A 13587-nucleotide genomic window follows, 5' to 3' on the forward strand; every position below is an offset into this window, starting at 1 on the left:
AAACAAAATTCCCTGCAAACCACAAGCCGTGGTTGCAGGGATTTAGACAACAACACATTCACGTCTCACACTACTATTAGATGAGGAGTGATTATTTTATACAAGATGCCCCTCAATAAACTCATTAGGCAAACACGCCGGCACCTTTGAAGTCTCAAAATCTTTAATATTTCTTGTAATAATAAAATCCAACTTTTCATTAAATGCGCATTGCATTTGCAACCCATCTTCCAAATCTAGCCAAGCCTGATTTTCCAAGGTATCTTTTATTGTTTTATAATCTTCCGTAATAATATAAAAATATCGGCACAATAACAGTAAAACCTGTTTGCGCTTTGTCACTTCCATATCTTTGCGCAAAATATAAAACAAGTCCGTCAAACAATGGGCCGTCAAATAACCTCGAATTTTACCGTGCAGACAGGCATATAAAATCGTCTTTGCTTCAGAATTAAATGGCTCACGTTGCATTAACCAATCAAGAACAATATTCGTATCAATCAGCACGCGTATACTTTTCATCACGGGCCTCCATCAATTCTGTCTTGACATCGAGATTAGAAGAAATGCTACCTGATAGTGATTCAAACAACACTAAATCTTCCGGGCTGGCACTCTCATGAAATTCCTCACTAGGAAATATCACTAAAACATTCGCTTTTTTTACAGGTACATACCCCTTAATCGATAAATTACCATTATCGTAAACACCCTGCAGAGCAATCATAGTAGTCACATCCTCTCATCATCTTTGCTTTATTATACCATATTTATTCCTTGCTTTTCGCTATTTACTTTTTGCGTATAAGGTTCCCTTTAAACAACTATTGTAGTAAATCTCTTAGCATTCGATTCTTTTTTGTGCTTCTTCTATATTATACATAGCCTCACGTTTATATTCGTCTGCAATTTTCCTAAGAATATCCGCATACCGAGAATATCCCTTCGCTTCTACAATATTCGCCCTATTGTTATAATCTTCAGATAGTTCCAATTCTGGCTTGCCCTCTGGGTCAACATAATGTGCCCCTCTTTGATTAATAATACCTAAATAATATCCACGCCGAAGTGCATCATTTTCGGCTAAATTTAGTTCCTTAACGATAGCCATTGGAGGAAATTTGTCAGCGTCTAAAGTTGCATACGACAATCCTGAACCGACCGTATACATTGCTACTTCAAAGCGCTCATGCTCTTTACTCCATTTTTTCACTGAATCCATCCAAGCTTTAAAAATATTTTCATCAAAAACACCATCCCAATTGATTCCTGGCGTAACCTTATATTGAAACAAAACACTAAACAGTCTATCAGCAACTCCTTTATTTACATCAACTTCATCTTGGTCACCAGATTTTCCCTTATAAAAATGCTCAAGCATACTACAAAAATAATCTGGCTCAAGACTTAATCTTGTATTTAATGCGCGTGGCTGCTCTCCTGAATATATATCAATAAAAGGTAAATAAATAAAATCTATATCACTTCGCAATTGCAAATCTACGTTTTCCTGTTTTTGGAACCAACTAATTATGTTTTTTATAGCAAAACTATCAATTGACTCATTACCTATAGATTCCTCTGTTCCTGCAAGTATTAATAGATTATAAACGTCACTTGCCGTAATGACTGGTTCAAATTCAGAACGTCCGAGCAAATTTACGGCTGTAATATATCGCTTGCAAGACTTAAGTTTTTCTAAAATAATACTTAAAAATTTAATATCTGCCTCGTTGCAGCAATAAGGCATCACCGCTTTTTCCCAATAAGCATACTCATCTGTCAAAACTATATTTACTATTTTTATTAATTCTTGTGATAATGGTATCTTTGAGAGCATCTCTAAAATAAACCCTTGATCCTTACTACTCAATGAAGTGGCTAGGACTTCTGATGCCCCACGACAATATAAAAAAGATGCAAGACAGGAAATGGTAAACTCTTTTGACAATGTCTCCAAATAACATGCATCAATTATCATTGACTGCTCACCAACATTCAGCGACCCACCCAGTCTTCTTGCAACATCATCTATGTTTTTCACCGCATAGCCAAACGCTTCAGTTCCCTCATATCCATAACGATCAAAAATTTCCCTTACTGCCACACTCTTTTCAGTCTCAACCTTTTGCCATGTACTAACATAGTCACCCTTATCAATAAAACGCTTCGTTCCCAAATACAACTCACGATACTTTAGCCTAATATCGTCTGGTTCCATCTTTTCAATCAAATTCTGAAATCTATCCATTTTTTTTTGCAAAACTTTACCTGCTGTAGTTTTTATCAGTTCAATACTCTCACACAAATTTAACCACAGAGAAAAGATATGCTCTTTCGTATTTTTTTCAATACAGGTATCTATATGATCTAAGTAATTATCTAATGTTTGGTCATTCATATATGTTATTTTACTAGTCAAGTCTACAATTTTGTTAACATCACACTGTGCCTCATCAACCGCTAACCCCAATAAATAAGCATACTCGTTACTTATTTCTGCACTCGTAACATTTATTTTTTCTGGAATATCTAATAATAGATACCGTGGTCTAGGATTATTCATACTTGTACATCCATAACTCGGCAATAATTGACTTAACACGTCCCAATAAATATCCATGTTTTCATTTTTTAGGCTTAATAACGCATTCTTTCTTTTTGCAAAACCTGCAACTGTCTGTGGATACCAAGGAAGTAATATTGAAATGATAGAATTTTTGGGTGTATTAGACCAATTAGTTTTTGTATATGACAATGTTTCCAACAATCCCAATATTCGTATAGAACGAACTAAAAAATCTGGCGACCATGCCAATATTTCCAAGGACCATAACAGATGAGTAATATAATTGGCTGTGCCAAATAATCCACTTTTTTGCGGGAATAAACGCAAAATTTCTTGAGGTTTATTTATTATTCCCTGTTCAATCATATCCAAAAAGCATTCTGGATCCAACTCTGCTAAATATTCCAAACAATCACTAAGACTTGCCCATCTAGTCCATTCAACATTTTGCAACGTTTCTCTTACCAACAGTGAAATCATATTTTCGATTTTATTACGGTTACAATTAGATATATCAGGAAGTGCTTTTTTGATCCAGCATACACTTTCAATTAAACTCTTACGCAGTTCAACAGAATTATCGTACTCATCTGAAACAGAATAACAGTAATCATTTTGATTCATTACCATTTTACTTTTTTGCAATAAAACATTTTTAGTTGCTTTGACTAATTTTTCAATAGAAGCATCAAATAACATTTCTTTACACTGGAGCAATATTTCGTCTTTATGAAGTACCTTCCAACTTCCATTAGTCAATTGCAAATAAGCAGAATTACCCAAAATCATATTCTTTGCTTTTAGTTCAAAATCTGAATAATTCAAGCCTGAGATTTTTTTAATAGTCTGCCTATCAAAATCATTATCCTCCCTCCAAGCCCCAATCATAGCAATAGTTGGAACAAAAAAATCTAGTCCTGTAATTGGAGCAGGAATAAAGGTTATTAACTTTTTAACTAAAAATAAATCCTGTATACCCTTATCAATATTATTCATGTCAATAGAAGCACCAGCCTGATTGCAGAAGCCCGCATATTCTACAAGCCTTTCCCAAACACCATAGGCATCCATTGAAGAATTGCACTTAATTAATGCAGCTGATAATGTACGATTTACGCTTTCATTACAATCCATATCAAACAACAACAAAATAAATGCCTTACAAAAACGCCATAATGCAAATGGTTCTGGCTTACTCCCCTTATAGGATGTAATAATATTTTCTATAGTATTATAAGTTTTGTCGATATCTGAACTAGCATAATTGACAAGACTTATTCTACGCCTAAAATCTTTTTCATCACTTGATACAATGGCCTGCTCATGTATAAACCTTAATGCTTTTTGTTTACTAGGATGAATCTGTGCTGTTAACAAAGCAATTTGGTCTTTTTCTTTGTCAAAAGAATCTTTACAAAAATCACTCCATGCTGCACAAATAACTTCCTGAAATGTCTTATCTTTTTCAGTTACCTTTACACTATGTTTTATTTGGCAGAGCATTTTTCTATCTTTATTTTTACCATAAGTAAATACTACCAAGTCATCAACATCATATCCCAAATGTTTAGCTTGAAAGCACACTTTTTTTGTCCTCTCATTCAATGCAGGGCAGAATCCATCTATCAACAAAGATAAAAGGAACATCGCCTGGATGCGCTGCTCAAAATTCCCCCCTCCATTCCCTGTTGAAAAGGGATTACTTATTTTACTAACCATGTTTTTTCCCATAAAAGCATCTCCATAGATTGAAAAATAATAAGTAATAATCTTTCTATATGGTATTTTTAGAAAAGAATTACTCTCATTAAAACTTACCCCATTATAAAAAAATCAATTATGCCAAAACGAAAAATCTGTCATTACTATCTTCAATAACAATTTAACATCCATTTTTTGTCCCCGAAACATCTATTTCACCACAAAAAATCAGTAACAATATTGTTCATCCATTAAAAAATCGAATTACTTAAACATTACTTCCACCATTTCTTGTCTTTTGACGCTTCTTTTTAGCACAACGTGGGCACCCATGACCATCTTTAAGCATATGCGGTGTTGCATACCAGTTATTACCACATTGCTTACAATGACATTCAATTTTTGTGTCAGTACTAATATATTCTCCAATAATATCTATATTGGGGTTCACAACACTCATTTGAAAAACAAATTCTTCTGTTGATAATTTTCTTGTTCCACCACATGCAGGACAACCGGTTGGTTTAGAACTTATTAACTGCCCTGCGGCTGGCTTCCACCTGTAACCACACTTATTACATTTACAAGCAATCTTTTCTTTACTACCTCTATATTCACTTTCAACCTCTATATGTGGATTAATAGAATGTAGCTTTTGAATAAACTCAGACTGTGAATACATTCTCTTCTTTCTGCGTATCTCGATTCCACATTTAGGGCATCCTTTCCCAGCAAGTAAATCGCCAGGGGAAACATACCACTCTTTGTCACAAACCATACATCTACACAGGAGTTTTGAAGCTACAGATTCATACTCCCCCATAACTTCTATTGTTTTATTTATCCCTCTAAGACGCTCCTTAAATTGTTCTGTTGTTACTCTCCGTGATTTAATATATGCTAATCTACTTATTCTTTCCCACACTGGTTCGGTAAAATCGTTTGTAATATTTATCATCGCAAACAAGCTTTTTACGAGCATAACCAATCTCGAAAACTCTCTTTGATTCGCTAAATCTGACTCTAATGTAACTATGTTAGACTTATCCAAAGAACCCCCGTCATAATCATAATAGATAATAATTAATTTTATATTTTTAGCCTTACACAGTGATTGCTTTTGTATATCCATTTTATATTTCTTACAGTGCCACGTCCAAGACCCTGGTTCAATTGCAAAATTTTTAGACGGAATAAAAATATCTAGCTCTTTTCCAATGACTGACCTATCCCTTGAAATGACATTTTCCTCCCCTAATACCCAAATAAACGATTGGAGGATAAATTGCTCAACATAAGATGTCGAAGCATGCGCACAATTTGGGCATCCTCTTTTATGTAATAACATATGAGGAGTTACTTCCCATTCATAGCTGCAAATTTTACATTTGCATAATATTTTTTCATTTACACCTTTGTACTCACCTAAAACGAATATATTATCATTAATAGCTGCCAATTCAGCAATGAACTCATCATGCGCACGCTTATGTTTTTCACCTCTTACTTCATAAGAGCATTTTCTACAAGATCTTCCACGCAGCAAACTGTCACCAATAGGTGACCAAACATTACCACATTTCTTGCACTTACAAGCAATACGATTTTTGGTACCAGTATATTTTCCAATCAGTTCGATACTATCATTTATAGCCGACACTTTCTTAATGAATTCCTCTTGAGACATTCCACTCTTTCGTGCAACAGCTTTTTTAGAACAATTTGGGCAGTGGCTCTTTCCCATTAATAAATTATTTGCTGTTGGTAACCATTCAAAACCACATTTGTTGCAACAGCATCTCACCTTTGCAGATGAACGCGTATACTCATCTAATACTTTAATCGTTGAATCTATTTCTCTAATTTTTTCCACAAAACTTTTATTATTCCAATCCCTTTTGACGCATGTTTTTCCTTTATGTGAACTACTCATTTTAACTTTAGCGCACTCAGGACAATTCGTTCCACGCAAAATATTGCCAGCTTCGGGAAACCATATATTATTACATATTAGGCAATGACATTCAATAACATCTCCAAGCTTGCTATATACTCCAACCACATCAATATTAGGAGATATTTCTTTTATTTTTTTACGAAAAGAATCTGTATTCCACTTTGTTTGAGGATGTTTTTCCATCATAATAAACTCCATAAATAATATAACGAATCCAGTATTACTTAAAACTTGATATTGTTTTTGAGACGTCAGTTTTGATTATTTCCATAATAGTATTTCGCACTATATTACTACTTATCCTGCTTGCAACCAAATTAAAAATCAATCTCTAACATGTATAAAAACGAGCTTATCCTGTAAAAAAAGTTTTCCTCCCACCATCCTAAAATAATTCCACACAAATACTAAAAGAAGTATTAAACTCGATTATTTAGCAAAAAAACTGACAAGCTATAAAAAGCTTGTCAGTTTTCTCTATTATTGCAGTATATAACTTGCATACCACTTTTCCCTATATGAATAAAATGATTATATACTGTTATAATTTTAGTGAATACCCCAATACATGTTCTATTTGTTGCTTTAATTATTCAAATTCAATAGTTGCAGGTGGTTTGGAGGTGCAGTCGTACATTACGCGGTTTACGCCCTTTACCTCGTTGACGATACGGTTGGTAACCTTGTGGAGAACCTCCCAAGGTATCTGGGCGCTTTCAGCGGTCATAAAGTCGCTGGTCATTACGGCACGCAGTGCAATGGCATAATCATAGGTTCTGAAGTCACCCATAACGCCTACGGAACGCATATTGGTCAGTGCTGCGAAATACTGGCCCAGGTTCTTGTCTACTCCGGCCTTGGCAATTTCCTCACGGTAAATTGCATCAGCATCCTGAACAATCTTAACCTTTTCTGCGGTAACCTCACCGATAATGCGGATGCCCAGACCAGGACCCGGGAATGGCTGACGATTTACCAGATACTCCGGAATCTCCAGCTCACGGCCGGCCTTGCGAACCTCGTCCTTAAATAGCAGACGCAGTGGCTCCACGATTTCCTTGAAGTCCACATAATCAGGCAGACCGCCTACATTATGATGGGACTTGATAACGGCGGACTTGCCCAGACCGCTCTCAATAACATCCGGATAAATGGTACCCTGTACCAAAAAGTCTACGGCACCAATTTTCTTGGCCTCTTCCTCGAATACCCGGATAAACTCCTCGCCGATAATCTTACGCTTGGCCTCCGGCTCAGTTACACCCTTGAGCTTTTCGTAGAAGCGCTCCTGGGCATTAACCCGGATAAAGTTCAGATCATAAGGACCCTCAGGACCAAATACGGCCTCAACCTGATCACCTTCATCCTTGCGGAGCAGGCCGTGGTCTACAAATACACAGGTCAGCTGCTTGCCGATAGCCTTGGACAGAAGAACTGCGGCTACAGAGGAATCTACACCGCCGGACAGGGCACACAGGGCCTTGCCATTACCGATTTTCTCCTTCAGCTGCTGGATGGTGGTGGCCACGAAGGAATCCATGCGCCAGTCACCGGAGCACTCACATACCTTGTAAACAAAGTTGCTGAGCATCTTGGAGCCCTCTACGGAGTGAAGCACCTCCGGATGGAACTGTACCGCATAAATCTTGCGGGACTCGTCCTCCATACCGGCTACAGGGCAAACAGGGGTATCAGCAGTAACTGTGAAGCCCTCAGGTGCCTTGGAAATATAATCTGTATGGCTCATCCAGCAGATGGTCTTGCTGGAAACATCAGCAAACAATTTGGAAGCGGAACTCTTGATAGAAACCTCGGTCTTGCCATACTCACTGACTGGTGCGGTATCTACCTTGCCCCCCAGGAGATGGGCAATCAGCTGAGAACCATAGCAAATACCCAAAACCGGCACACCCAGCTCAAAAATTTCAGTGCTAATGGTAGCGGATTCAGGCTTGTAAACGCTATTAGGACCACCAGTAAAAATAATGCCCTTTGGATTCATTTCCTTAATCTTCTCAATGCTTAAGGTATTCGGATGAACCTCGCAGTATACATTACATTCACGGACACGACGGGCAATCAGCTGATTATACTGACCACCAAAATCCAATACCAGTATCATTTCATTTGCCAAGAGTTATAGCCTCCTTCAAAATTAGTCGAAAATGTCACAAGTCATTATAACGCAATTGTTCAAATTTTGCCATAGGCAAAATATTTCTATTAGCGTTTCAACGAGGCGGGAGATAATTACTCGCTGCCTGTTATTTGTTTTTTCTTACTTGCAGAAGAATAAGACAGCTTTTTGCCGAGTTATAACATACCCGAATAATTAATAAAAGGGACTGCTTTACGCAATCCCTTTACAAAGAATCCAATTCAATTTATTTGATTTATTCCCCGGAATCCTCCTCAGGCCACTCCTGCCGATAAGCCTCAATGGCATCTCTGGCGGCACTGAAGTCATAGCCTCTGGTGTACAGATATTGCTGCATTTTTCTCATATCTGCTCCCGGCCTGAACTTGCTGCGCAGGACCCGGCTGGCCTTTGCCAGCTCCCGGTCATATATCTCCTCAGGCACACAGGAACGGACCAGAGAGCTGTCATAGCCCTTTTGCATCAGCTTGGCGCAAATCTGCTTTACACTGTAGCTGGAGGACTCGTAGAGATATTCAAACCTTCGTTGGCAGCCGGCCTCATCGTCGATAAAGTGCTTCTCCTGAAGCCACTCCACCGTCTCCTGAATCTCCTCTTCGCTGTAATCCTTGCGGGCCAGCTTTTCCTTCAGCCGGCGAACGCTTTGATCACTGCGGGACAATAAATCCACGGCCTTGGCCTTGGCTGATGGCTTATAATTACTCATCGCTACCGGTCTTGGACTTCTTGGTTGGTGAAGTCAGCTTCTGCATTACTGCATCATCCTTGAGCATTTCATGGACCTTGCCCTCAATTTCATCGAAGAGCTCCGGCTGATTTCTCAGGGCTTCCTTTACGGTATCCTTGCCCTGGCCAAGACGCTCTCCATTGTAGGAATACCAGCTGCCGCTCTTCTGGAGGATTTCCAAATCGGAGGCAATATCTATGAGACTGCTTTCACGGGATACGCCCTCGCCATACATGATATCAAATTCCGCTGTCTTAAATGGTGGAGCCACCTTGTTCTTAACAACCTTTACACGGGTGCGGTTACCCAGCACGTTGGTACCCTGCTTAATCTGGTCGTACTTGCGGACATCCAGACGGACAGAGGCGTAGAACTTCAGGGCACGGCCACCGGTGGTAACCTCTGGGTTGCCATACATAACGCCAACCTTCTCACGAATCTGGTTGATGAAAATAGCGGTGGTACGGGACTTGCTGATAACACCGGTAAGCTTGCGCATGGCCTGGCTCATGAGGCGGGCCAGCAGCCCCACATGGGCATCACCCATCTCACCTTCAATTTCTGCCTTTGGCACCAGAGCCGCTACAGAGTCCACTACGATAATATCAATGGCACCACTGCGAACCAGTGCCTCGGCGATTTCCAGAGCCTGCTCACCGGTATCCGGCTGGGAAATCAGCAGGTTGTCAATATCTACGCCCAGCTTCTTGGCATAAACAGGGTCAAGGGCATGCTCCGCATCAATAAAAGCCGCAATACCGCCGTTCTTCTGTGCCTCCGCAATCATGTGGAGAGTAACGGTGGTCTTACCGGAGGACTCTGGACCGTAAATCTCAATGATACGTCCCCGTGGAATACCGCCCACACCCAGGGCAATATCCAGAGGCAGGATACCGGTAGGGATAACTTCCACGTTCATGTTATTGGCCGCATCACCCAGACGCATGATGGCCCCCTTGCCGTAATCCTTCTCAATCTGCTTTAACGCACTTTTTAAGGCTTCTTCCTTCTCCATTAATAGTTATACTCCCTTCTATATTGGATATTTATTTCTTTGTTTTAGAATATGTATTCGATATTTTCATATCACTGTTAAGTATTATACCAAACAAAAGTTTTTATTACAATACCCATTATTAGGTTGGCCTAATTATTTGTCACCAACTTATTATATTCTTATTATACTACTCTTAAATTAAAAAATGAAGCTATTTATATAAAATAGCTTCATTTTTATTAAATATATTTTCTTAAAACTTATACATACTTCTTGTCGTGTTCCTTCTTTTTCTTCTTGTTCCAGCCTACCATATCGGCGAACCGAACAGTAATAATGTAAAAGGCCGGAATAATGAAGATACCGATAAAGGTGGCAAACAGCATGCCGCCTACTACGGCCACACCCATACCATTACGGGCTGCAGCACCGGCACCGGAGGCTATGGCCAACGGAATACAGCCGATGATGAAGGCGAAGGAGGTCATGAGAATCGGACGAAGTCGCAGACCAGCGGCTTCAATGGCAGCCTTAAGCGGATTCATGCCCATATCTGCACGGGCCTTGGCAAATTCTACAATCAGAATCGCATTCTTGGCCGACAGACCAATAAGCATAATAACACCAATCTGCATGTACACGCTGTTCTGCAGGCCGGCATTAGGACCAACTGTCAGGGTTTCCACCAAGCTCATGAACAGCTCTGAGAACAGAGCACCGAAGATACCAACCGGTACACAGAGAATAACGGCAAATGGTACACTCCAGCTTTCATAGAGAGCTGCCAGACAGAGGAATACGAACACCAGGGCCAGAGCCAATACCCGGCCAGTTGATTCACCGCTCTTAATTTCCTCACGGGCCTGACCGGACCACTCTACATTGTAGCCAGCCGGAGCCACCTCATGAACGATTTCCTCCATGGCGGCAATGGCCTGGCCGGAGGAATAACCGCTGGCAGCATTACCCTGGAAGGATACTGCCTTGGAAGCGTTAAAGCGATGAACGATGGAAGGAGCCGTACTCATCCGCGGGGTCAGCAGGGACTCCAACGGAATCATCTGACCGGAGTTGTTGCGGACGAACATGAACCGCATGTCATTGGCAGCAGTACGATATTCCTTATCAGCCTGAAGAACAACCTTGTAGCTGCGTCCAAACTGGTTAAAGTCATTAACCTGGCTGCCACCGTAGAATATCTGCATGGTATTGAACACATCCGACAGCCTTACATCAAGGCTCTTAACCTTATCGCGGTCAATATCATACTGAACAATCGGTGAATTTACCTTGAAGGTGGAACGAACACCCTGAAGCTCTGGCCGCTGATTAGCCGCTGCCACAATCTTCTGGGAGAGCTCATTCAGCTCCTCATCAGTATGGCCGGACAGATCCTGAAGCTCCATCTGCCAACCACCGACGTTACCAAGACCTGGCAAAGCCGGCATATTGAAGGCAATAACCTGGGCCTCCGGAGCCACCTTGGCACCAATACCAAAGGTTTTACCGATAATTACGTTAATAGAGGTATCAAAAGAGGTACGCTTATCCCAGCTTTCAAGGCCGACGAACATGGTGCCGGCATTGGACTTGGTTCCGAAGGAGAAAATATCAAAGCCCGTAATGGAAATAACATTCTCTACTCCCGGCAGGCCACGCACCGCACTGGACACATTGTCCATGGTTGTGGAGGTCTGGTTGATGGAGGTACCCTCCGGCAGGGATACGGAGATAGCATAGTAGCCCTGGTCCTCATCCGGCACGAAGGTACTTGGTACTATCTTGTACAGCAGAGCTGTAAGGCCCACTACCACCACAATGAGAATAACAGCATACTTGGCGTTGCCGATAAACCAGCCTACCACGCCCTGATAGCTGATGCGCATCTCATTGAATTTATCATTGAACTTATTAAAGAATCTGTCTAACCAGCTGTCAGACTTTTCCTGCTTGGCATCGTAATCCACCGGCTTCAGAATCATGGCACACAGGGCCGGTGTCAAAGTCAGGGCCACAAAGGCCGACAATGCCATGGAAATAGCAATAGTCAAGGCGAACTGACGATAAAGCACGCCCATCATACCACCCAGGAAGGCTACTGGCACAAATACCGCTGCCAATACGAAGGCAATGGCCACTACCGGCCCCTGCACCTCATCCATGGCCCGCTCGGTAGCATCAATCGGGGTAAGACCGGTACTCATGTGATGCTCTACGTTCTCAATAACTACGATAGCATCATCTACTACCAGACCGATGGCCAATACCATAGCGAAAAGGGTCAGGGTATTTATTGAGAAGTCCAAAATTATGAAGGCGATAAAGGTACCAATCAGAGATACCGGTACTGCCAGCAGTGGTATCAGTGTTGCCCGCCAGTTCTGCAGGAAGATAAATACAACCAGCACTACCAGCAAAAGGGCCTCCAAGAAGGTTTCCACTACTTCCTTGATGGAGGTACTGATGAAATCAGTGGTATCAACAATATACTGCAGCTTCAAGTCCGGCGGGAATTCCTTCTCCGCAGTCTCCAAAATTTTACGGACCTCTGCCACTGTGGTCATGGCATTGGCGTCCTCAGTGAGCTGTACACCGAAGGCCACAGTATTCTTGGCACCGTTCATATCAGAGAATACAGCATACTGCTTCGGACCATTTTCCACCCTGGCCACATCCTTCAGATGAACCATGGTACCGGTACTGCTGTCAGTCTTGATAACGATATTGCCGAATTCCTCAGGAGTTACCAGTCGACCGTCAATTTTGCCGGTAAACTGCTTTTCCTGCTGATTGCGTATAGGCAAGGCACCTACTGTACCAGCCGGTGCCTGAATATTCTGCTCATTGATGGCATTGGTGACATCACTTACTGTCAAATTCAGCTCTGCCAGCCTATCCGGGTTCACCCAGATACGCAGGGCATGGTCAGCACCGAAGGCCTGTACGGAGCCTACGCCATCAACACGCTTAATCTGATCAATCAGATAGATATCGGAATAGTTCTTGATCCAGGTGCTGTCAAAGGTACCCTCCGGAGAAACAATAGCCGCCATCAGGGCCATACTGTTGGATGCCTTGGAGGTTACTACACCTACGGACTTAACACTGTCCGGCAGACTTGGATTTGCAACGGCTACAGAGTTCTGCACCTTTACTGCATCCATATCACCGTCAGTACCCAGCTCAAAGACTACAGACAGTGAATAATAACCGGAGTCAGAAGCATTGGAATTCATGTAATCCATACCCTGAACACCGTTAACCTGCTGCTCAATAATCTGGGCCACAGTTTCATTTACAACCTTGGCATTGGCACCAGTATAGGTGGTACTTACCGATATGGTTGGCGGTGCAATCTGGGGATACTGGGCAATAGGCAGCTGAAAAGCGGAAATCAGACCGCCAATCACGATAATAAGGGATATAACTATCGCAAATATAGGTCTATGTATAAAAAATTTAGACACCAGTCTACCCC

Annotated in this window: 8 protein-coding genes; all 8 read right to left on the minus strand. The window is 41.3% G+C overall.

What is annotated here, in order from left to right; translation table 11 throughout:
* Positions 1-96: 96 nt before the first annotated feature.
* A complete protein-coding gene (locus D081_RS00155; protein WP_085022116.1) occupies positions 97-522 on the minus strand; it encodes a PIN domain-containing protein in 426 nt (141 codons plus the stop codon).
* Positions 497-727, minus strand: coding sequence for a hypothetical protein (locus D081_RS00160; RefSeq protein ID WP_085022117.1), 231 nt, complete (start codon positions 725-727; stop codon positions 497-499). The genes D081_RS00155 and D081_RS00160 overlap by 26 nt, the downstream gene beginning before the upstream one ends.
* A 114-nt stretch (positions 728-841) precedes the next feature.
* Positions 842-4300, minus strand: a complete 3459-nt coding sequence (locus D081_RS00165; RefSeq protein ID WP_085022118.1) for a hypothetical protein — start codon at positions 4298-4300, stop codon at positions 842-844.
* Between the two features lie 238 nt (positions 4301-4538).
* Positions 4539-6413, minus strand: a complete 1875-nt coding sequence (locus D081_RS00170) for a hypothetical protein (RefSeq protein WP_143272043.1) — start codon at positions 6411-6413, stop codon at positions 4539-4541.
* 403 nt (positions 6414-6816) lie between these two features.
* Positions 6817-8349 carry a glutamine-hydrolyzing GMP synthase gene (guaA, locus tag D081_RS00175; RefSeq protein ID WP_085022394.1) on the minus strand — a complete coding sequence of 511 codons (1533 nt, stop codon included), beginning with the start codon at positions 8347-8349 and terminating at the stop codon, positions 6817-6819.
* A 271-nt stretch (positions 8350-8620) separates the two neighbouring features.
* On the minus strand, positions 8621-9091 hold the full coding sequence (locus D081_RS00180; RefSeq protein WP_085022120.1) for a regulatory protein RecX: 471 nt from the start codon (positions 9089-9091) through the stop codon (positions 8621-8623).
* Positions 9084-10127, minus strand: a complete 1044-nt coding sequence (gene recA / locus D081_RS00185) for a recombinase RecA (protein ID WP_085022121.1) — start codon at positions 10125-10127, stop codon at positions 9084-9086. Before recA ends, D081_RS00180 begins: the two co-directional genes overlap by 8 nt.
* A 242-nt stretch (positions 10128-10369) precedes the next feature.
* The gene (locus D081_RS00190; RefSeq protein ID WP_085022122.1) at positions 10370-13576 is read right to left on the minus strand and encodes an efflux RND transporter permease subunit; all 3207 of its coding nucleotides are present in this window, start codon (positions 13574-13576) and stop codon (positions 10370-10372) included.
* Positions 13577-13587: the final 11 nt, after the last annotated feature.

Origin of the sequence: Anaerovibrio sp. JC8, from assembly GCF_002100115.1 — a bacterium.
Lineage (GTDB): Bacteria > Bacillota > Negativicutes > Selenomonadales > Selenomonadaceae > Anaerovibrio.